General features: G+C 72.2%; 17 protein-coding genes. 2 read left to right on the forward strand and 15 right to left on the reverse strand.

Annotation, left to right across the window (positions count from 1 at the left end):
- Positions 1 to 93: 93 nt before the first annotated feature.
- From ACGFNH_RS03680 to ACGFNH_RS03690, 3 genes are all read right to left on the reverse strand, one after another.
- Positions 94 to 1833 (reverse strand): LCP family protein, encoded by a 1740-nt coding sequence (locus ACGFNH_RS03680; protein ID WP_393651321.1) that lies wholly within the window; start codon positions 1831 to 1833, stop codon positions 94 to 96.
- A gap of 40 nt (positions 1834 to 1873) precedes the next feature.
- Positions 1874 to 2443, reverse strand: coding sequence for a nicotinate-nucleotide adenylyltransferase (gene nadD, locus ACGFNH_RS03685; RefSeq protein ID WP_393651500.1), 570 nt, complete (start codon positions 2441 to 2443; stop codon positions 1874 to 1876).
- 72 nt (positions 2444 to 2515) lie between these two features.
- A complete protein-coding gene (locus ACGFNH_RS03690; protein ID WP_393651322.1) occupies positions 2516 to 2680 on the reverse strand; it encodes a hypothetical protein in 165 nt (54 codons plus the stop codon).
- 152 nt (positions 2681 to 2832) lie between these two features.
- Between ACGFNH_RS03690 and ACGFNH_RS03695 the strand changes: the two genes are divergently transcribed.
- Positions 2833 to 3966 carry a M48 family metallopeptidase gene (locus ACGFNH_RS03695; protein WP_393651323.1) on the forward strand — a complete coding sequence of 378 codons (1134 nt, stop codon included), beginning with the start codon at positions 2833 to 2835 and terminating at the stop codon, positions 3964 to 3966.
- 190 nt (positions 3967 to 4156) lie between these two features.
- Here the strand turns inward: ACGFNH_RS03695 and ACGFNH_RS03700 are convergent, their stop codons facing one another.
- From ACGFNH_RS03700 to proB, 5 genes are all read right to left on the reverse strand, one after another.
- A complete protein-coding gene (locus ACGFNH_RS03700; protein ID WP_393651324.1) occupies positions 4157 to 5221 on the reverse strand; it encodes a hypothetical protein in 1065 nt (354 codons plus the stop codon).
- 77 nt (positions 5222 to 5298) lie between these two features.
- Positions 5299 to 5910: a hypothetical protein gene (locus ACGFNH_RS03705; RefSeq protein WP_393651325.1), complete on the reverse strand. Its 612-nt coding sequence runs from the start codon at positions 5908 to 5910 to the stop codon at positions 5299 to 5301.
- 67 nt (positions 5911 to 5977) lie between these two features.
- Positions 5978 to 7285 carry a glutamate-5-semialdehyde dehydrogenase gene (locus ACGFNH_RS03710; protein ID WP_393651326.1) on the reverse strand — a complete coding sequence of 436 codons (1308 nt, stop codon included), beginning with the start codon at positions 7283 to 7285 and terminating at the stop codon, positions 5978 to 5980.
- 174 nt (positions 7286 to 7459) lie between these two features.
- Entirely contained in the window at positions 7460 to 8002 is a 543-nt protein-coding gene (locus ACGFNH_RS03715) for a hypothetical protein (RefSeq protein WP_393651327.1), read from the reverse strand.
- A 199-nt stretch (positions 8003 to 8201) separates the two neighbouring features.
- Positions 8202 to 9320, reverse strand: coding sequence for a glutamate 5-kinase (gene proB, locus ACGFNH_RS03720; RefSeq protein ID WP_393651328.1), 1119 nt, complete (start codon positions 9318 to 9320; stop codon positions 8202 to 8204).
- Positions 9321 to 9725: 405 nt separating this feature from the next.
- Between proB and ACGFNH_RS03725 the strand changes: the two genes are divergently transcribed.
- Positions 9726 to 11807 carry a hypothetical protein gene (locus ACGFNH_RS03725; protein ID WP_393651329.1) on the forward strand — a complete coding sequence of 694 codons (2082 nt, stop codon included), beginning with the start codon at positions 9726 to 9728 and terminating at the stop codon, positions 11805 to 11807.
- A gap of 166 nt (positions 11808 to 11973) precedes the next feature.
- On the opposite strand, the gene obgE is transcribed toward ACGFNH_RS03725, so the two are convergent.
- The 7 genes from obgE to ACGFNH_RS03760 form a co-directional block, all read right to left on the reverse strand.
- The gene (gene obgE, locus ACGFNH_RS03730; RefSeq protein WP_393651330.1) at positions 11974 to 13410 is read right to left on the reverse strand and encodes a GTPase ObgE; all 1437 of its coding nucleotides are present in this window, start codon (positions 13408 to 13410) and stop codon (positions 11974 to 11976) included.
- 218 nt (positions 13411 to 13628) lie between these two features.
- Positions 13629 to 13886: a 50S ribosomal protein L27 gene (gene rpmA / locus ACGFNH_RS03735; protein WP_393651331.1), complete on the reverse strand. Its 258-nt coding sequence runs from the start codon at positions 13884 to 13886 to the stop codon at positions 13629 to 13631.
- A gap of 14 nt (positions 13887 to 13900) precedes the next feature.
- Complete coding sequence (gene rplU, locus ACGFNH_RS03740) at positions 13901 to 14221, reverse strand: 50S ribosomal protein L21 (RefSeq protein WP_393651332.1); 321 nt, start codon at positions 14219 to 14221, stop codon at positions 13901 to 13903.
- 225 nt (positions 14222 to 14446) lie between these two features.
- Positions 14447 to 18271: a ribonuclease E/G gene (locus ACGFNH_RS03745; protein ID WP_393651333.1), complete on the reverse strand. Its 3825-nt coding sequence runs from the start codon at positions 18269 to 18271 to the stop codon at positions 14447 to 14449.
- 216 nt (positions 18272 to 18487) lie between these two features.
- A complete protein-coding gene (locus ACGFNH_RS03750; protein WP_393651334.1) occupies positions 18488 to 19288 on the reverse strand; it encodes a TIGR03936 family radical SAM-associated protein in 801 nt (266 codons plus the stop codon).
- 48 nt (positions 19289 to 19336) lie between these two features.
- Entirely contained in the window at positions 19337 to 20086 is a 750-nt protein-coding gene (locus ACGFNH_RS03755; RefSeq protein ID WP_393651335.1) for a hypothetical protein, read from the reverse strand.
- Positions 20087 to 20145: 59 nt separating this feature from the next.
- Complete coding sequence (locus tag ACGFNH_RS03760; protein ID WP_393651336.1) at positions 20146 to 20556, reverse strand: hypothetical protein; 411 nt, start codon at positions 20554 to 20556, stop codon at positions 20146 to 20148.
- Between the last annotated feature and the right edge of the window lie 10 nt (positions 20557 to 20566).

The raw sequence follows: 20566 nt of genomic DNA on the forward strand, positions 1-20566 counted from the left end.
GCTCTGCCCCGGCCGGTCCGTGAGCCCGGACGGGGGCCCGGTCCGTGAGCGCCTCGACTGCTCCGTGCTCCGGCCCGGCCCCGGCCCGCGTCCCTAACCCGCGTCGTAGTCGCGGCCGAGGACGACGGTCACGTCCGCGTTGGACGCGCCCTTGCCCTTCTTGACCGCACTGCCCGGCAGGCCCAGCGTCTTGGCGACCTCCCTGGCCTTCTCCGCCTGCGCCGCGTCCGCGTATGTCACCCGCGAGGCCGCCAGGGCCGCGCCCGCGCGTCCGCCGTCCACGAAGGTGTAGCCACCGTTGACCAGCGTGACCTGGGCGCTGTTCGTGGCCTGGGCGTCGCCGCTGGCGTTCCGCACACTGATCCGCGGTGCCGCGTCCGGGTCGGCGTTCTTGACCGTCCCGCCCAGGACGTCCTTGACCACGCTCTGCGAGACCTTCTCGCTGAGCGTGCCGTCGGCCTGGACCGGTAGCAGCGCCGTCGCGTACGCGCCGCCCTTGGCCTGCTCGGCGAGCTGCGCCAGGGAGGCGCCGAGCTGGCTCTCGGTGAGCGAGGGATCCGGGATCTGGTTGAGCGACTGGACCGTGGAGGTCGCGGCGTCCTCGCTGCTCGGGACCTTGCGGAGCACCGCCTGCATGACCTGGCCGAACCGCTTGAGCTGCTGCGCCTGTTGCTCACCGCGCCCCAGGTGCGTGGCGTAGGCGACGGCCGCCTGCCCCGAGAGCGTCTGGTCCTGGCCCCGCTTGACCAAGGGAGCCTCGCCCTTGTTCGCGGAGGGCACGGTGGTGTCGGTGTCGACCTCGATACCGCCGATCGACTCGACCAGGAGCTCCAGGTACGGGGTGTCGAGCCGCCAGCTTCCCTTGATGTCCGAACCGAGGAGGGAGTCGAGAGCGTCCCGGGTGGGCGTGGTGCCCTCGTCCACCACGGATTTGCCGAGCGTGGTGCTGCCGCCGTCGTCCGTGGCCAGCGCCATGGAGTTCGGCAGCAGGACGGTGGTGCCCTTCTCGGTGGTCTCGTTGTCCACGAGCAGCGCCGTGGAACTGCCGCCGCCCCTGGTGTTCCGCAGATGGACGACGATCACGTCGCGCTTCTGCGGTCCGCTCGCGGCCTGCGCTCCGGGATCGGACCCCGGCAGTGCGGGCAGCTTGCCCGCGTACCAGAGATAGCCGACGCCACCGGCGAGCGCGAGGACGGTGACCACGACGAGCGCGACGAGGCGGTTACGGCCCTTGCGCTTGCGCTCGTCGCGCCGCTCGGAGCGGGTCTCGGCGAACTTCAGCCAGTCGATGACGTCCTCGGAGTCCTCGTCCTCCTCCTCGATGAACGAGAACTGCTCCGTGCGGTAGTCGGTGGGCTGACCCGGCCCTCGCCGGCCCGGCCCTCGCTGACCCGGTCCCCGGTCGCCCGGTCCCTGGTCACCCGGCCGCGCCTGGGCCGGGACGCGGGGCATCTGACCGGTGTGCTGCGGTTCCGGTGCCCGGGGAGGGGGCGGGGGCGGGGCCTGCTGCTGCGGTGGGGCCTGCGGCCGGCCGTAGGCGTCGTACGGCTGTTGCTGCTGCGGGATCCACTGCTGCTCGTCGACCTGCTGCGCCGACTGCTGGGGCATCTGCTGAGGCTGCGCGTAGGGATACCCGTATCCCTGCTGCGGTTGCTGCGGCTGCGCATACGGGTCGTAGTACTGCTGCGTGTACGGATCGTAGGCGTAACCCTGATCCGTCTGCGGCTGTTGCTGCTGCTGGGCGTACGGGTCGTAGTACTGCTGCCCGTAGGGGTCCTGGCCGTACTCGGGCTCACCCTCGGCGTGCTGCCGCCCGGAGTGTGCGTCGTTCACCGGTGCCCCTTCCCGTGCTCGGGCTGTTCGCCACGCTCGGCTAACCGGCGTCCCGGTACAGCCCGCGCTTGTTGATGTAGCGCACCACCCCGTCCGGCACCAGATACCAGATGGGGTCTCCGCCCGCCACCCTCGCCCGGCAGCCCGTCGAAGAGATGGCGAGGGCCGGCACCTCCACCAGGGACACCCCGCCGTCCGGCAGACCGGGGTCGTTGAGTGTGTGCCCGGGCCTGGTCGCACCGATGAAGTGCGCCAGCGAGAACAGTTCGTCGGCGTCCCGCCAGGTGAGGATCTGGGCGAGAGCGTCGGCACCGGTGATGAAGAAGAGATCGGTGTCCGGGTTCAGGTCGTGCAGCTCACGCAGGGTGTCGATGGTGTACGTCCTGCCGGCCCGGTCGATGTCGATGCGACTGACCGAGAACTGGGGGTTGGACGCCGTCGCGATCACCGTCATCAGGTAGCGGTCCTCGGCGGGGGACACCTCCTGATGGCTCTTCTGCCAGGGCTGACCGGTGGGCACGAAGACCACTTCGTCGAGGTGGAACCGCGCGGCCACCTCGCTGGCGGCGACCAGGTGGCCGTGGTGGACGGGGTCGAACGTTCCGCCCATGACACCGAGTCGCCGTTTCGCCGGACCGCTCACAGCCGCCCCTCCTGGTCGCCCATGCGCAGAGCCTACGACTCAGCGGTCCCGGTTGAAGCGCGTGGTGATCCAGAGCAGGAGCAGCAGGAAGAACAGCGCGCCGCCACCCGTGAGGTACGGGCTGAGGCTCTCGTGGTTCCCGCCGTGCTCGCCGCCCTCGGAGGCGAGCGTGACCAGGGAGTGGGCGGGCTGAAGAAGACTCATCGTCGGCAGGCCTATCCAGTTCGTCATCGGACACGGGACGCGCGAGCGCGTACGTAGCGCCCTCATCGTAAGCGGGAGATCGGCAGCTTTGGGCCTAGGGTGGGGGTCTACTGGGGGACGGGCCACGACGAAGGCCGACAAGGGGGCCACGCATGACCGAACACAGCCAGGAGCGCGCACCGAGCCGCAACCGCAGGCGCTTTCCGGGGATCTCCTCCCGCGCCTACGAACACCCCGCGGACCGGTCCGCACTGGTCGCACTGCGCAAGCTGAGCGGATTCGACACCGTCTTCAAGGCGCTCAGCGGTCTGCTGCCGGAGCGCAGCCTGCGACTGCTGTACCTCTCCGACTCGGTACGCGTGGGGGACCAGCAGTTCGTTCACCTCAACACCATGCTGCGGGACGCCTGCTACATCCTGGACCTGGAGAAGGTCCCGCCGATGTACGTGACGCAGGACCCGAAGCCGAACGCCATGTGCATCGGTCTGGACGAGCCGATCATCGTGGTCACCACCGGGCTCGTTGAGCTGCTGGACGAGGAGGAGATGCGGGCGGTCGTCGGCCACGAGGTGGGCCACGCACTGTCCGGACACTCCGTCTACCGCACGATTCTGCTGTTCCTGACCAACTTCGCCCTCAAGGTCGCCTGGATCCCGCTCGGCAACATAGCGGTGATGGCGATCGTGACGGCGCTGCGCGAGTGGTTCCGGAAGTCGGAGCTGTCGGCCGACCGCGCGGGGCTCCTGGTCGGCCAGGACCTCCAGGCGTCGATGCGCGGCCTGATGAAGCTCGCGGGCGGCCACCATCTGCACGAGATGAACGTGGACGCGTTCCTGAAGCAGGCCGAGGAGTACGAGGCGGGCGGCGATCTGCGCGACTCCGTACTGAAGATCATGAACGTGCTGCCGCGCAGCCACCCGTTCACCACCGTGCGCGCCGCGGAGCTGCGCAAGTGGGCGGCCGGCCGCGACTACCAGCGGATCATGGATGGCCACTACCCGCGCCGGGACACCGACCAGGACGCCTCGGTCTCCGACTCCTTCAAGGACCACGCGAACCACTACGCGGACCATGTGCGCAACAGCAAGGACCCCCTGATGGGGCTCGTACGGGACATCGCGGGCGGTGCGGGGGACCTCGGCGGGAAGCTGCGGGACGCCTTCACCGGCGCCCGCCCGCCCGGCGGTTCCGGTGGGCCCGGCGAGGGCTCGGCGGACGGCAACGGCACGCAGCCCGGCGGTGACGCGGGCGGCGGATCCGGCCCCTCCGGCACGGACAAGTCCTAGCGGCGGCAGTCCCCAGGGTCGTACGAACAGGCCCTGGGCACAGGCTCGTTGAGCGGCTCGTTGAGCGAAACCCCGTCCCCCCGGCCCGCCATTTCCCGGCGGGCCGGGGGGACGCCGCGTTTCCGTCCGGCCGACGTCGAGGCCCGCACGGTCCGGGCACCACAGGAGCACCTACCGGGAGCGGCCGCGGTCACTTCGGCGTCAGCACCCCGCACACCGCCGCCGTCGGGCGACCCGGCGCGTACGGGTCCGTGTCCGCCGGGCTGTCCGCCTTGGCGCTCTCCCCTGCCAGCAGCGGGCTCAGCCGCCCCGCGGTGTCGGAGGAGCACGCCAGCGGGCCCGCCTGGAGATAGCTCTGGACGACCTCGACCCGATGGTCCCTCAGGTCGTCGCGGTCGAACCGCAGCCGCACCTCACGGCGCACGGTGAACAGCGAGGCGTCCACGGAGGCCCGCTTCCCGCCGTTCTTCGCGGCATGCACCGCGTAGACGATGGTGTGGTCCCCGGTGACCTCGAGCTGGTCCGGGCTCGTCTCCCGCACGCTCAGGGTGCCGTGAACCCGGATCTTCGGGTCGGCCAGGACGACTTTGGCGGCGTCGAGGCGGATCAGCCAGCCGGTGGCCGCGTGCCTCCCGTCGGCTGCCGGACGCTCCACGCTGCGGTCGAACTGGGCGAGCTGGGCCGGGTCGATGAGCACCCGCACGGAGCGCACGGCACCACCGGTCAGCACATCCGGGTCGAGTGCGGACCGCACCACGTACTCCTTGGCAGCGTCGAGGGCGGCCAGCACCTGGCTCTCGGAGAAGCTTCTGCTGGCCCGGGCCGCCGGAAGAGTGACTCCCTCGGCCCCGGACCGGAACGTGGCGGCCGGACTGCGGCGGAAGAGGTCCGCGGGCGCTCCGCCGGGCACGGCGCCGCGCGGTGCGAGCGGTATCACGGTGGTGCGCAGAGGTTCGGCACTGCGCAGGGCCTGCTGCTGGTAGGGGTGGCGCACGCCCATGTAGATCGCCGTGGCAAAGGCGAGGGCGATGAGGATGACCAGGACCAGCGCCTGCCTCGATCCCCGCGCCCGCGCCCACGGGCGCCGGCTGCGCACGGCGGGGGCGTGGTCGTCCAGGCGCTCCTGGGCGGAGAACTCCTGCAGCCGGGCAGCACGGACGAACGACTCGTCGAAGACGACGGATCGGTACTCGTCCTCTCCACCTCCCGGAACGCCCTCGGGTGTCCCCTCAGGTGGCTCTCCAGGCCCGGCCATACCTTCAGAGTAGGTCGGAAGGCATTCAGGTAAACGCGGGGCCGTACGACAACTTCTGACGGATGCTCAACGGCCCGTCACTGGGCACGCGGCACTGCGGTCGCGGTCGGTGCGGCGGATTCCGCTTCCGTCTCGGGGAGTGCGCCGGGCTGGCCGGTGAGCTGCCCCGTCTGCGGACCGTCCACCCCGCTGGTGGCGGGCGGGGGCGCCGGCTCCTGCCGGCTGCCCGCAGTCCCACGGTAAACGGCGGCGAACGCGAGCGCGACCATGCCTATGCCCATCACGACGGCCAGCACCCAGGCCACGGGGCGATGCCAGCGGGCATGGCTGCGGTACGGGCCGAGGGCGCCGCCGTAGCGGCCGTACGGGCCGTAGCCGTCGTCGGGGTCGTGGTCGAACGCGTCGAGCCGGTCGAAGTCCGCGTCGGGGTCGTCGGGGTCGTACCCGTCGTCGTAGAACTCCTCGTCCGGGGCTCCCGAGCCCGACCGGGCCCGCATGGCCTCCGCCTCGGCACGGGCCTGCGCAGCGGCCAGCATGCGCTCGACGGCGGTGGGCTCATGGATCCGTGCCGCCCTGACGAAGTCCTCGTCGAACACCACGGTGGCGAACTCTTCGTCCGCTGCCCCGTGGCTGTGGCTGTCGGGCTCGTCGCCGTCCGGGAACGGCCTGCCCCCCACGTCGTCCGGCACCCGTCCAGAGTACGGCCGTGGGGACCTTTTGGGCAGGCCGAGGGCGAAATCCAGGCAGACCCCTAGGTCACCGAGTGTGACCGTCCCCCGTCACCACGTACTTGGTGGAAGTCAGCTCCGGCAGGCCCATCGGGCCCCGCGCGTGCAGCTTCTGCGTCGAGATGCCGATCTCGGCGCCGAAGCCGAACTGACCGCCGTCGGTGAAGCGCGTCGAGGCGTTGACGGCGACCGTCGTGGAATCGACCAACTGGGTGAACCGGCGGGCCGCGGACTGGGAGGTGGTGACGATCGCCTCGGTGTGGCCCGAACTCCACAGCCGGATGTGCGCGACCGCCGCCTCCAGGTCGTCCACGACGGCCGCGGCGATGTCGTACGAGAGGTACTCGGTCTCCCAGTCCTCCAGCGTCGCCGGGACCACGGTGGCCCGCGTGCCGGACTTCTCGGCGGCCTCCAGCACGCGCTCGTCGCCGTGCACGGTCACTCCGGCATCGGCCAGTGCCTCGAGTGCCCGCGGCAGGAACTCGGCCGCGATGTCCTGGTGGACGAGGAGGGTCTCGGCGGCGTTGCAGACGCTGGGGCGCTGCGCCTTGGAGTTGATGAGGATGTCCACGGCCATGGACAGGTCGGTCTGGGCGTCGACGTAGACGTGGCAGTTGCCGGTGCCGGTCTCGATGACCGGGACGATGGACTCCTCGACCACGGTCTGGATGAGGGCCGCACCGCCGCGCGGGATCAGCACGTCGACCATGCCGCGGGCGCGCATCAGTTCGCGTACGGAGTCGCGGCTCTCGCCCGGGACGAGCTGGACGGCGTCCGCGGGCAGTCCGGCGCCGCCGACGGCGTCGCGCAGGACGGTGACCAGGGCCTTGTTGGAGGCGTAGGCCGAGGAGGAGCCGCGGAGCAGCACCGCGTTGCCCGACTTCAGGCACAGCGCGGCGGCGTCCACCGTGACGTTGGGCCGGGCCTCGTAGATGATCCCGATGACGCCCAGCGGCACGCGGACCTGGCGCAGGTCGATGCCGTTGGGGAGGGTGGAGCCGCGGACGATCTCGCCGACGGGGTCGGGGAGGGCCACCACGTCCCGTACGTCCGAGGCGATGGCCCGTACCCGCTCGGGGGTCAGGGTCAGCCGGTCGACGATCGACGCGCTGGTGCCGGCGGCACGGGCGCGCTCGACGTCCTCGGCGTTGGCCTCGACGATCTCCTTCGTCCGCACCTCGAGTGCGTCGGCCATCGCCAGCAGTGCATCGTCCTTGACCGCCCGGGGCAGGGTCGCCAGCGTCTGCGCCGCCGCACGGGCCCGGTAGGCCGCGTGGATGACGGGAGACTTCGGCGTGGGGTCGGCCAGGGGCGAGGGGAAGTCGCTGCTGCTCATGCCTAGCAGCGTACTGAGCCGGACGACGGAAGCCGCCGGATGTCCCGCACTGCGAGACGCCGTACGGGCCGCTGCGGCGGGGAAACGGCCTGCTGGACGGCGGTGTCCGCCACGGGGGGCCGGCGGGTACGCACGGACGGGGCGGACGTCAGTACGGACAGGCGGAGGCGGATGTCAGTACGGATGGACCCCCACCTGCGCGGCCGGAGGCGGTCCGTAGCCCTCCGCCACGCGCTGGTGGTAGGTCTCACGGTCGATGACCTCGAGACCGACGATCTCCCAGGGCGGCAGGCCCGCCGTGGAACGGTGCTCGCCCCAGAGGCGGAGCGCGACGGCCGCCGCGTCGTGCAGGTCCCGCGCCTCCTCCCAGTAGCGGATCTCGGCGTGGTCGCCTGCGTAGCGGCTGGTCAGCAGGAACGGGTGGTCGTGGGCGAGCTGCTCCAGTGACCGCCTGACCTCCCGCAGGGGCGCCTCGCCCCCGGAGACGCTGAGCGTGACGTGCCACAGCCGGGACGCCTCGCGGCCGTCGCCCTCCGGCTCACGCCCGGCGGCGGCACGGCCCGACGGCCCGGGCCGCTCGGCGCGCTCCTCCCCGCCGACGCTGGTGAGTGCCCGCCCCTCCCCCGCAGCCCTTCGGGCATGGCTGCGGGTGCCCCGGCTCGCGGCCGCGGGATCGCCCCCGGCTCGGGGCAACGTTTCTGGGCGCCCTCGTCTCACGGGCCGCCTCCTGCCTTGCTCGGCGCTCCGCTCGTCGGCGGGCGAAGCCAGTTTGATGCCGTCGTCCATGGGCGAACGCGGCGCGATGCACTGTCCGTGCATCAAAGTTGACCAGCCCTGTGCGTCGCTTCGGGCGGTTTTCCGGAAGGTCACCGTGGAATGGCCGGACTTTTCACCGAACCTCCGCCGATGGTGTTCGTCAGTGCTTGAGGACGACCAGATCGTCACGGTGCACGACCTCGCGTTCGTACGCCGGGCCCAGCTCGCGGGCGAGATCGCGCGTCGACCGGCCGAGGAGAAGGGGGATCTCTTTTGCGTCGAAATTGACGAGTCCGCGGGCGACCGCGCGCCCCTCCGCATCGCGCAGCTCGATCGGGTCGCCGGCGCTGAAGTCCCCCTCCACGGCGGCGATTCCGGCCGGCAGCAGGGAGGTGCGCCTCTCGACCACGGCGCGGACGGCGCCGTCGTCCAGGGTCAGCGAACCGCGCGGTGTCGAGGCGTGGGCGAGCCACAGCAGCCGGTCGGCGGAGCGCCGGCCGGTGGGGTGGAAGTACGTGCCGGTGGTACGGCCCGCGAGCGCGTCGGCCGCGTGCGTGGCGGAGGTGAGGACGACCGGGACGCCGGCCGCGGCGGCGATACGGGCCGCCTCGACCTTGGTGACCATGCCGCCGGTGCCCACGCCCGCCTTGCCCGCGCTGCCGATGGAGACGCCGTCGAGGTCCTGGGGGCCGGCGACCTCGGGGATGCGGGTGGTGCCCGGGCTCGTGGGGTCGCCGTCGTAGAGGCCGTCGATGTCGGACAGCAGTACCAGCAGGTCGGCCCGGACGAGATGGGCGACGAGTGCCGCCAGCCGGTCGTTGTCGCCGAACCGGATCTCGTCCGTGGCGACGGTGTCGTTCTCGTTGACGACCGGCACGGCGCCCATCGCCAGGAGCTTGTCCAGGGTCCGGTAGGCGTTGCGGTAGTGGGCCCGGCGGCTGGTGTCGTCGGTGGTCAGCAGCACCTGCCCGACACGGACGCCGTGTCGGGCGAAGGAGGCGGTGTAACGGGCCACCAGCAGGCCCTGGCCGACGCTCGCCGCGGCCTGCTGCCGGGCCAGGTCCCGGGGCCTGCGCCGCAGTCCGAGCGGGGCGAGCCCGGCGGCGATGGCACCGGAGGAGACGAGGACGACCTCCCGCTCACCGCCGCCGCGAGCGGCGGACAGGACGTCGACCAGCGCGTCCACGCGGTCGGCGTCGAGGCCGCCCGCCGCGGTGGTCAGGGACGACGAGCCGACCTTGACCACGACCCTGCGCGCGCCCGCGACCCCGTCCCGCACCCCTGCTGACCCTGCTGCCCCAGACACCCTTGCGTCCCCACTGATCGATCGTGCTCTCCGCCTCGCAATCTACGTCAGCGGGCGCGGGCGGCGGCGTTCCGTCCCGATCGGCGGACGGCCGGGGCAAGGGCACACGCCGGACCGGGACGCGCGCGAAAGGGACGGGCCGAGGCATGGCGCAAAGAACTCGCCGGTACCGAAGTGGCGGAGGCCACAATCGGCCATTTGGTTCAGTGGCTTTGGTCCCATTCATGGTGAATGCGGTCACGGCAGATTGTCATGCGGGACGCGTACGCAATACGGTCAGGGGTCATTCTCGCCGCCGTCGCCCCCGTGCGGCACCGGCGTGAGGCGGCCGCCTGCCGGTCCTCCCCCATCCGATCGCCTCCACCAGGAGCCCAGCCAGTGCCATCTGCCGGACTCGCCCCCCGTCGCATCGTGCAGCTCGTCGCGCTGTTCACGATGTTCGCGGCCTTCACGGCCCAGCTCGCGGGGGCACTGCTGCCCAACGTGCCGACTTTCGCCGCCGCCTCCGCGGTGGGTCTCGGCCTCGATCTCTATCTGCAGCACAAGCAGCCCGGCCTGCTGTCGCTGCTGGGCAGAATCCGGTTCGACGTCACCGTACGGCAGCTCCTGCGCGACATGCTGATCCTCGTGGGGCTGCTGCGGATCGAGGGCATCAACCCGCTGCACGAGCAGTCGCCGCTCACGATCGCCCTTCTGTCCTTCTACCTGGTGCACTTCGCCTGCCAGGCGGTCGCGGTGCTGGTCCGCCGCACCCGCACGCTGCCGATCGCCACCCGGAACATCGACACTTCCGCCCTGCGTCTGCACACCGCGCCGCCGCGCATCCTGGCGCGACGCCCGGGTCACCGGCTGCTGACCTTCTCCGTGCCGGCCACGGCGGGCCTGATGGTGACGGCCGCCACCAAGGACGCCCTCTACGGCGGTATCGGCCTCGGCCTCGCCCTGGCGCTCAGTGTCTTCGGCACCGTGTACCTGGGCACCTGGCTGCTGCCGGGGAAGCGGCCCGCGAACGAGCGGGCGGCGCTGGAGTGGCTGGACGCATGGCTCGCCGACTACCGGCCGACCGTCGGCATGTACTTCTCCGGCGGCACCACCTCCGCGTACCAGGCCAACATGTGGCTCTCGACGGTCGCCTCGCTGGAGGGCAGGCCGCTCATCGTGCTGCGCGAGCGGTTCATGGTGCAGAAGATCGACGCGACGGACGTGCCGATCGTCTGCATCCCGAAGGTCGCGCATCTGATGAACCTGGAGCACTCGACGCTCAAGGTCCTGCTGCACCCGGCGAACTCCGGCAAGACCTCGCAGGTGCTGCGCATCCCCTCGATCAAGCACGCCTTCATCAACCACGGCGAGAGCGACAAGCTGTCGAGCTGCAACCCGTACGCGAAGGCGTACGACGAGGTGTGGGTGGCAGGTCCCGCCGCGCGCGAGCGCTACCAGCTCGCCGACATCGGCGTCGAGGACAAGGACGTCGTGGAGGTCGGCCGGCCGCAGCTCGCCCCGATCCGGCCGTACGTGGGCTCGCCGACCTCGCCGTACACCACCGTGCTCTATGCCCCCACCTGGGAGGGCTGGACCAACGACCCGGGCAACACCTCGGTCATCCTGGCCGGCGAGAACATCGTCCGCGAACTGCTCGACGACCCCAAGGTGCGCCTGCTCTACAAGCCGCACCCGATGACCGGTTCCGTCGACCCGCGCGCGGGCCGCGCCAACGAGCGCATCCAGGCGATGATCACCGAGGCGAACGCGCGCCGCTCGGGGACGCGTCCCGGCCCCGAGGCAGCAGCCGAACTGGCCCGCCGCACCGCCGAGTTGGACCGCCTCACCAGCACCGCCTTCCGGGCCTCCGCGGACGAGATCGAGCGGATGAAGCTCCAGGGCTCCCCCGACACCGGCCGCGCCGCCGCCGTCGCCGAGGCCACCGCGGCCTGGGAGACCGCCTACTGGGCCTCCTTCCCGGAGTGGGAGCACCAGATCATCACCGCGGCCCGCCCCGCGATCTACACCTGCTTCAACCAGGCCGATCTGCTGATCAGCGATGTCTCCAGCGTGGTCTCCGACTACCTCTCGAGTGAGAAGCCGTACGCGGTGGCGAACACCAGCGGGCTCCGCGAGGAGGACTTCAAGGCCGGCTTCCCGACCGTACGGGCGGCCACGATCCTCGGGCCGAAGGCGAAGGGCATCCCGGCGCTGCTGGAGGCCGTGCGCAATCCTGAGAAGGACACGCTCGTCGCCGCCCGCGCCGAGCTGAAGGAGCACCTGCTCGGCCCCTCCGACCCGCCGTCGCTGGCACGCTTCGACGCGGCGTCGCTGGAGCTGGCCGTCAAGGCGGACGAGCGCCGGGCGCGGATGACGGCGCGGCTGGCGACCGAGCTGCCTGCGCAGCGTGAGGTCGAGGGCATCGAGGAGGACGCCGAGGCCGAGGCGACCGGCGCGGAGGACTCGGTCACCGCGTAGCGCCGCCCGCCGGGCCGCATGTCCGGAGCGGGTGCCGACCCACCGGGCAGCCGCGGACGGGCGTTGAGCACGCCGGCAGGAGAACGCTTGAGGCCCGGGAACGACTGGTGTCGTTCCCGGGCCTCAGTGCTGCGGGGGCCCGGAGGTGCGTCCGGGCCCCGTGCTCCTACGCGAAGGGGTCGAAGCCCTCGTACTCCTCCTGCGCCTCGTCGCGCTCCGCCTGGCGGTCGCGGCGGCGCTGTGTGGCCGGGCGCGGGGACTCCATGCGGTGGTCCTCGCCACGGCGGCCGAGCATCGCCGCGCCGGTCGCCATGGTCGGCTCCCAGTCGAAGACGACCGCGTCGTCCTCGCCTCCGATGACGACCTCGTCGCCGGGACGGGCGCCGGCCTTCATCAACTCCTCCTCGACTCCGAGGCGGTTGAGCCGGTCGGCGAGGTAGCCCACGGCCTCGTCGTTGGCGAAGTCGGTCTGGCGGACCCAGCGTTCGGGCTTCTCGCCGAGCACCCGGTAGAAGCCGTTCTCCTCGGTGACCGTGAAGCCCGCGTCGTCCACGGCCTTGGGGCGGATGACGATCCTGGTCGCCTCGTCCACCGGCTTGGCCGCCCGCGCATCGGCAATGATCTTGGCGAGGCCGAAGGACAGCTCCTTCAGCCCGGCATGGGAGACCGCGGACACGTCGAATACCTGGAAGCCGCGGGCCTCGAGATCGGGGCGGATGATGTCCGCGAGGTCCTTGCCGTCGGGGATGTCGGTCTTGTTGAGCGCGACGATCCGCGGCCGGTCGCCCAGACCGCCGTACTCCGCCAGCTCGGCCTCGATCACGTCGAGGTCGGTGACCGGGTCGCGCTCGGACTCCAGCGCCGCGCAGTCCAGGACGTGCACGAGCACCGAGCAGCGCTCGACGTGGCGCAGGAACTCCAGGCCCAGGCCCTTGCCCTGGCTGGCGCCCGGGATCAGGCCGGGCACGTCCGCGATGGTGTAGACGGTCGAACCGGCCGTCACCACACCGAGGTTGGGGACGAGCGTGGTGAAGGGATAGTCCGCGATCTTCGGCTTGGCTGCCGAGAGCACCGAGATCAGCGAGGACTTGCCCGCGCTCGGATAGCCGACGAGTGCCACGTCGGCGACGGTCTTCAGCTCCAGGACGACGTCACCGGAGTGGCCGGGCTCGCCCAGCAGCGCGAAGCCGGGCGCCTTGCGGCGGGCCGAGGCGAGTGCGGCATTGCCCAGGCCGCCGCGGCCGCCCTGGGCGGCGACGAAGCGCGTGCCCTGGCCGACCAGGTCGGCGACGACGTTGCCCTGCTTGTCGAGGACGACGGTGCCGTCCGGGACGGGGAGGACGAGGTCCGTGCCGTCCTTGCCCGAGCGGTTGCCGCCCTCGCCGGGCTTGCCGTTGGTGGCCTTGCGGTGCGGGCTGTGGTGGTAGTCGAGCAGTGTGGTGACGGACTGGTCGACGACCAGGGTCACATCGCCGCCGCGGCCGCCGTTGCCGCCGTCGGGGCCGCCCAGCGGCTTGAACTTCTCCCGGTGCACGGAGGCGCAGCCATGGCCCCCGTTACCCGCGGCGACATGCAGCTCGACGCGGTCCACGAAGGTGGTCATGCGGTTGCCTCCAGTGACGTCGTACGTACGGATCTGACGTACGGGATATGGCGTACGCCGGTCCCGTCGGAACGGCCAGGCGTACGGGAATGTCGTGATGCCGTGCGGTGCCGGTGGACCCGGCACTTGTGTCAACGCGCCGAGGGCGGACCCGCTTCCCCACGCAGGGAAAAGGGGTCCGCCCTCGGAAAGGTGCTCTGTGTCGTGCCGGGGCCGAATTACTCGGCGACCGGGACGATGTTCACGACCTTGCGACCACGTGCGGTGCCGAACTCGACCGCACCGGCGGCGAGGGCGAACAGCGTGTCGTCGCCACCACGGCCCACGCCGGAGCCCGGGTGGAAGTGGGTGCCGCGCTGGCGGACCAGGATCTCACCCGCGTTGACGACCTGACCGCCGAAGCGCTTCACGCCGAGCCGCTGGGCATTGGAGTCGCGACCGTTCCGAGTGGACGATGCGCCCTTCTTGTGTGCCATCTCTCCTCAGTCCCTTACTTCGCAGCCGCGGGGATGCCGGTGATCTTCAGGGCCGTGTACTGCTGACGGTGGCCCTGACGACGACGGTATCCGGTCTTGTTCTTGTAACGCAGGATGTCGATCTTGGCACCCTTGTGGTGATCCACGACCTCGGCCTGCACCTTGATCCCGGCCAGCACCCACGGGTCGCTGGTCACGGCCTCGCCGTCGACTACGAGCAGGGTCGAGAGCTCGACCGTGTCGCCCACCTTGCCGGTGGAAATCCTGTCAACCTCGACGATGTCGCCGACAGCCACCTTGTGCTGGCGGCCACCGCTGCGCACGATCGCGTACACGCGGAACTCACTCTCTGCTCGTTGAACGGGACCCATGACGCCAGCCGCTCACACGGGCCGGGAAAGCCCGTGTTATCCGGAAGGACGAGCGGCCTCTCCCGGCGAACCGGGAGGGATTTGCTCAGGGGTTGGCGTACAAACGCCGACGGTCAAGGTTACGGGGCCTTGACCAGGCGGTCAAACCGGCCCCGGGCCGCTCCACAAGGGAACGGCCCGGGGTCGTGACTACTCGTCGGCCGGGGCGGAGACGGCCGGCGCGGACTGGTCCGCCGCCACCGTCTTCTTCGTGGCCTTCTTGGTCGTCGCCTTCTTCGACGTCGCCTTCTTGGCCGTGGTCTTCTTCGCCGCGGTCTTCTTGGCGGCCGCCTTCTTGGCCGGTGCCTTCTTGGTGGCCGACTTACGGGCGGTCTTCTTGGCCGGTGCCTCGGCACCCGCCTCCGTCACCTCGGCCGCGGCCGCGGCCTCGGGCGCCGAGCCCGGGGCTGCCTGCTCCGGCTCACCGGCGGACGCCTCGCCCTCGGCGGCCTTCGGCGGCCCGGCCGGGGACGTGGCCTTGCGCGTCGCCCGGCGACGGGCGCGCGGGGGCGCGGGCTCGGCCGCCTCCGCGACCGGCTCGGGGCTCTGCGCCTCGTCCTCGCGCGTCTCGCGGTGCGGCGCCGTCGGCGCGACGACCACGGCGGCGTCCTCGGCGGCCTTCGGCGGCCCGGCCGGCGCGGACACCTTGCGGGTGGCCCGGCGGCGCCGGCGGCCGCGGCCCGCGGCGGCCTCCGCCTCCTCGGCGCTGCTGAACAGCTCCTCGTCCGGCTCGAAGGCCGGCTCGGGAAGCGCCTTCGGCTCGGAGACGTCCGGGCGGGCGTCCGCCACGGCCTCGGGCGATGTCTCGGCCTCGGCCTCGATGACCTCCGGCTCGTGCACATGCGCGTGGGCCGGAGTCGGCTCGGGCTGGCCACCGCCCTTGCCCTTCTTCTTGCGCTTGCCGCCGCCCCCGCCACCGGCCGAGGTCGGCTGGTCGACGTGGACGATGACGCCGCGCCCGTTGCAGTGCACACAGGTCTCGGAGAACGACTCCAGCAGCCCCTGGCCGACGCGCTTACGGGTCATCTGGACCAGGCCCAGCGAGGTGACCTCGGCGACCTGGTGCTTCGTACGGTCCCGGCCCAGGCACTCCAGCAGGCGCCGCAGCACCAGGTCCCGGTTGGACTCCAGCACCATGTCGATGAAGTCGATGACGATGATGCCGCCGAGGTCGCGCAGCCGGAGCTGGCGCACGATCTCCTCTGCCGCCTCCAGGTTGTTCCTGGTGACCGTCTCCTCGAGGTTGCCGCCCTGACCGGTGAACTTCCCGGTGTTGACGTCGATGACGATCATCGCCTCGGTCCGGTCGATCACCAGCGAACCGCCGCTCGGCAGCCAGACCTTGCGGTCCAGCGCCTTCATGAGCTGCTCGTCGATCCGGTTCGAGGCGAAGACGTCGACATCCGACGTCCACTTCTGGAGGCGCTCGGTGAGGTCGGGCGCGACGTGCGAGACGTACCCGTGGATGGTCTCCCAGGCCTCGTCACCGCTGACGATGACCTTGGAGAAGTCCTCGTTGAAGATGTCGCGGACAACCCGGACGGTCATGTCCGGTTCGCCGTAGAGAAGCGTCGGCGCGTTGCCGTTCTTCGACTTCTTCTGGATCTCCTCCCACTGCGCCTGCAGACGCTCGACGTCCCGCCGCAGCTCGTCCTCGCTGGCGCCCTCCGCGGCGGTACGGACGATGACGCCCGCGTCCTCGGGGACGATCTTCTTCAGGATCTGCTTCAGGCGGGCGCGCTCGGTGTCGGGGAGCTTGCGGCTGATACCGGTCATCGAGCCCTCGGGCACGTAGACCAGGTAGCGGCCGGGCAGGGAGACCTGGCTGGTGAGCCGGGCGCCCTTGTGACCGATCGGGTCCTTGGTGACCTGGACGAGGACGGACTGGCCGGACTTCAGCGCGGTCTCGATACGGCGCGGGCCGTTGGCCATGCCCAGCGCCTCGAAGTTGACCTCACCGGCGTACAGGACGGCGTTCCGCCCCTTGCCGATGTCGACGAACGCGGCCTCCATGGACGGCAGGACGTTCTGGACCTTGCCCAGGTAGACGTTGCCGACGTAGCTGGTGGCCTGCTCCTTGTTCACGAAGTGCTCGACGAGGACGTCGTCCTCCAGCACACCGATCTGGGTGCGGTCGCCCTGCTGGCGCACCACCATCACACGCTCGACGGCCTCCCGGCGGGCCAAGAACTCGGCCTCGGTGATGATCGGCACACGGCGGCGGCCCTGCTCGCGGCCCTCGCGGCGGCGCTGCTTCTTCGCCTCCAGCCGGGTCGAGCCCTTGATGGACTGCACCTCGTCGGCCGGCTCGGACTTCGGGCGCGGCTCACGGATCTTGACGACCGTACGCTCCGGGTCGTCCTCGGAACCGCTCTCGCCGGACTCGGGGCCGTCACCGCTGCGACGGCGGCGACGGCGGCGGCGACGGCTGCTGCTGCTCGAGCCGCCGGAGGACTCGTTCTCCTCGGACTCGCGCTCCTCGGACTCGTCGCCCTCGTCCTCGCCCTGGTCGTCGGCGGAGTCCGTGGCCGCGCCCTCGGCGGTCTCGCCACGGCGACGGCGACGGCCACCGCGACGGCGGCGACGTGCCGGGCGGTCGCCCGACTCGTCGGCGGAGTCGCCGCCCTCGCCCTCGTCCTCGGCGCCCGAGGACTCCTCGGCGGACTGCGGGGACTCGGCCTTCTCGGCGGCGGGCTGCTCCTCGTCCCCTCCGCCCCGGCGGCGGCGCCGGCGGGAACCGCTGGACGCCGCGGGCTTCGCCTCCTCCGCCGTCTCGTCCTCGTCCCGCTCCTCGGAGGCCTCCGCGGCGGCGGCCGCGGCACGCTCCGGGGTCTGGAACATCGGCTCGGTGAAAACGGGTGCCTGGAAGACGGCGCTGGGGGGCTGCCGACGGCGCTTCGCCCCGGACCTCACGGCAGCCTCGGGCTCCGGAGTCCCGGCGGTCTTGTCGGCGGGTTCCGCGGTAGCGCTCTCGTCGGTGGTCGCGGACGGCTGCGGCTCGGCCTCGGCGGCAGCCTTGCGCGACCTGCGGCGCGTACGGGCGCGGGGCGCCTCGTCCTCCCCGGCCGGAGCGGCTTCCGCGCTCTGAGCGGCGGGCGTCGCGGCGGCATCGGCCGCGGGGGCCTGCTGCTCCGCGGGCGCCTCCGCGGACTTGCGGGTGGCGCGGCGGCGGGTCCGCGCGGGCTTCGCGTCCTCGGCGGGCGCGGCGGACTCCGCGGGGGCGGTGCTCTCCCCGGACGCCGGGGCCTCGGCCGTCGGCGCTGCGTCGGGCGCGGCTCCTGCGGAGGCGTCCTCCTGGGGCTGCGGCGTACCCGCGGCAGCGGTGACCTTGCGCGTCGCACGACGGCGCGATCGGGCCGGCTTCGCCTCGGCGGCGTCCTCGCCACCGGACGCGCCGGCGTCGCCGGCCGTCACGGTCGCGGGCTCCGGCGCCTCGGAACCGGCCGAGGCGGCCACCGGCGCGGTGGTCACCGCAGCGGCGGACGGGTCGGTGTCCTGGGCCTGCGGCGGACCGGCAGGAGCCGTCGCCTTGCGCGTCGCACGACGGCGCGTACGGGCCGGCTTCGTCTCCTCCGCGGCAGCGACGCTTTCGCTCACGGAATCGCCGACGGCCTGCGCTGCTGCCGCCTCCGTCTCCTCGGCGGCTTCCCCCTCGCCCTCGGCGAGCGGGTCCGTCATGCCGGCTGTCACTGCGCGCTCCCCGGCCGCCTGTACAGGCGCCTGTACGGGCGCGTCACCGGACGATTCGGATGCGGCGGCGGACACCGCCGTCTCCTTCGTGGCCTCGGCCGCGAAACCCGTGGCCGGTATGGCCGACGCGGTGTCGTCCGCCGTCGCGGCGCCGGGCGGGCCGGCCGGCCGGGACGCGGCACGACGCCTGCGACGCGGCGGCAGGTGATCGCTGGGACTGGTGTTCTCTGAGCTGGCCCCGGCGACGCTGTTCAGCGCCTCCGTGGGCTCGATCGGCTCGAGCATGCGGGCGGTTCTCCCGTCACGCTCCCGGGCGCCGCACCGGTTCCGTCCGCGGCCCGCGCGATGTACGCGGTGCCGCGGCCCGGGGCGCGGGCGCCACACGGGAGCTAAGTCTCACTCGCCGGGGCCGTGTGGCCGGCACCGGCGAAAGTCTGCTGTCTCGGTGCGCCGGCCGGACCCGGGTGGCTCCCTGGTGCATCGGCGGCGCGTCGACGGGTCCTACGCGGAACCTTCCGGCGCTCCCTCGCTAAAGGGCGGTGCTCCCGTCGCGGCGGTCGGTCCGGCGGCCGTGGGTGGGGCGGCCGTGACTGCCTCGCGGTCGGGGGCGAGCGGGTCGGTCACCGAGCCGGACTCCGCATCGAGCGGCCCCTGCGCCAGCCTGGTCACCGCAGCGGGGACCGGCGGCGCCAGGTCGGCCGTGGCTCGGAGGCCGGACAGGACGTCGTCAGGTCGTACGGCAGGTGTCGAATGCCGGACAACCAGCCGCAGTATCGCACAGGCCCCCTCCTCGGGCCTATCAGCCGCCCCTTCGGCGGCCTCGAGAGCGACAACCGCGGTGCGGGCGTCGAAGGTGCGCATTCCGTTTTTCGTGCGCCGCTCGACCTGGACGGTCTCCGCGGCGAGGAAGCTCGCGACGGCCCTCTCGGCCTCCGGGAATCCGACCCCGTCGAGCCGCAGCTCCCAGACCGACGCCTCCAGACGATCGGCCAGGCCGCTCGTCCGTGCCTCGACGGCCTCGGTGATGTCGAGGCCGTCGGGCAGCGACTCGTCGAGCAGCAATCGCAGCTTCTCGGGGTCGCGCGCCTCGGTGAGGGCGATCTCCAGATACTCGCCCTCGCTGCCCGTGCCGGTGGGTGCGGCATTGGCGTACGACACCTTGGGATGCGGGGTGAAGCCCGCCGAATAGGCCATGGGGACCTCGGCGCGGCGCAGGGCCCGCTCGAAAGCGCGCTGGAAGTCGCGGTGACTGGTGAACCGGAGGCGGCCGCGCTTGGTGTAGCGCAGTCGGATGCGCTGCACCGCGGGTGCGGGCGGAGGGCCTTCGGGCTGTCGCTTGCCCAGTGTCGTTCAGTCCTTCGTCGGAACGGTCGTACTACTGCCTAGAGTACGTGCCCGGGCGGGCAGGGGTTCCCGGCGGGGTTTGCCGAACAACAGCCGGGAGGCCTCGTCGCGGGCCTGCCGCACGCTCTGCCGCGCGGCCGCAAGAGCCTGGCGCACCCCCTGGCCGGCCTCCCGTAGGACGCGGCCGACCGGGCGCCAGAGATGGTCGCGCACGGCATGACCGACGGGTGTCAGCACCGCGCGGTACGCCCAGCGGACGGGCTCGACGAAGATCCACCGGAAGAGCGTCGCGAGGCAGCGCCAGATGGCGCGGGAGATGTACGCCGCCGCCCGCCAGGCGTGCCCCAGCGCCTCGCCGATCTCCCGGCCGACTACGGCGAAGCCGTGCCCGACGGGCCGCAGGACCCAGCGCCAGAGGGCGGCGAGCGGCACGACGACCAGCGTCCGGCCCAGCCACACCAGGGCGCCGCCGAGCGGAGTGAGCACATACCGGTGGAGCGCGACGGCCGGCACCACGATCGCGTAGCGGCCGAGCGCGACAAGGGCGATGCCCGTGCCGCGCACCACGGCTGCCGCTCCCGCGCGCAGCGTGCGGCCGAGCCAGGTGAGGCCATGGCCGAGGGGCGTGAGCACCTGGGCGTACAGTGCGGCGGCCGGGATCGCGACGAGATGGCGGCCCAGCCAGACGAGTGCGGTGCCGGCAGCACGGCCGGCGGGCGCGAGGACGTACCGGTGGAGGGCGGCCCACGGCCACACGAACAGTGCCTTCGCGAGCCAGACCAGGCCACTGCCCAGACCGCGGCCCGCCGGAGCTATCAGCCGCCGCCAGAGCCAGGCGAGCGCGTCACGACCAGGGTCCGGCCCGTCCAGGCCAGGGCGCGGCCGATCGCGGTGAACGGGACGACGATCAGCGTCCGCCACATCCAGGCCAGCGCCCGGCCCACCGCGTGGCACGGGGCGACGACGAGTGTGCGCCACAGCCAGGCCAGTGCCCGCCCGAGAGGCCGCAGCACCGTACGCTCCAGTGCCTTGCCGCAGGCGACGAGCGCGTCCCAGACGAGGCGTACGGGGACGACGACGATCAGGGCGATGATCCGCACCGGCATACGGATGGCGACGGTCAGGCAGCCCTCGGCCGGTGCCGCCCGGTCGGGCAGACGCTCCGGCGGTCGTTCGGCCACGGCACTCTCACCGTGCTTGACCAGTGACACCGGCCGGTCGTCCATGCCGTTCCCC

Origin of the sequence: Streptomyces sp. NPDC048639 (assembly GCF_043199075.1) — a bacterium.
Taxonomy (GTDB): domain Bacteria; phylum Actinomycetota; class Actinomycetes; order Streptomycetales; family Streptomycetaceae; genus Streptomyces.

Coding starts and splice junctions, on each gene's coding strand:
- nadD (WP_393651500.1), bottom strand. CDS start 2,443: ATGGGCGGAACGTTCGACCCCGTCCACCACGGCCACCTGGTCGCCGCC.
- ACGFNH_RS03690 (WP_393651322.1), bottom strand. CDS start 2,680: ATGAGTCTTCTTCAGCCCGCCCACTCCCTGGTCACGCTCGCCTCCGAG.
- ACGFNH_RS03695 (WP_393651323.1), top strand. CDS start 2,833: ATGACCGAACACAGCCAGGAGCGCGCACCGAGCCGCAACCGCAGGCGC.
- ACGFNH_RS03700 (WP_393651324.1), bottom strand. CDS start 5,221: ATGGCCGGGCCTGGAGAGCCACCTGAGGGGACACCCGAGGGCGTTCCG.
- ACGFNH_RS03710 (WP_393651326.1), bottom strand. CDS start 7,285: ATGAGCAGCAGCGACTTCCCCTCGCCCCTGGCCGACCCCACGCCGAAG.
- obgE (WP_393651330.1), bottom strand. CDS start 13,410: ATGACCACCTTCGTGGACCGCGTCGAGCTGCATGTCGCCGCGGGTAAC.
- rpmA (WP_393651331.1), bottom strand. CDS start 13,886: ATGGCACACAAGAAGGGCGCATCGTCCACTCGGAACGGTCGCGACTCC.
- ACGFNH_RS03745 (WP_393651333.1), bottom strand. CDS start 18,271: ATGCTCGAGCCGATCGAGCCCACGGAGGCGCTGAACAGCGTCGCCGGG.
- ACGFNH_RS03760 (WP_393651336.1), bottom strand. CDS start 20,556: ATGGACGACCGGCCGGTGTCACTGGTCAAGCACGGTGAGAGTGCCGTG.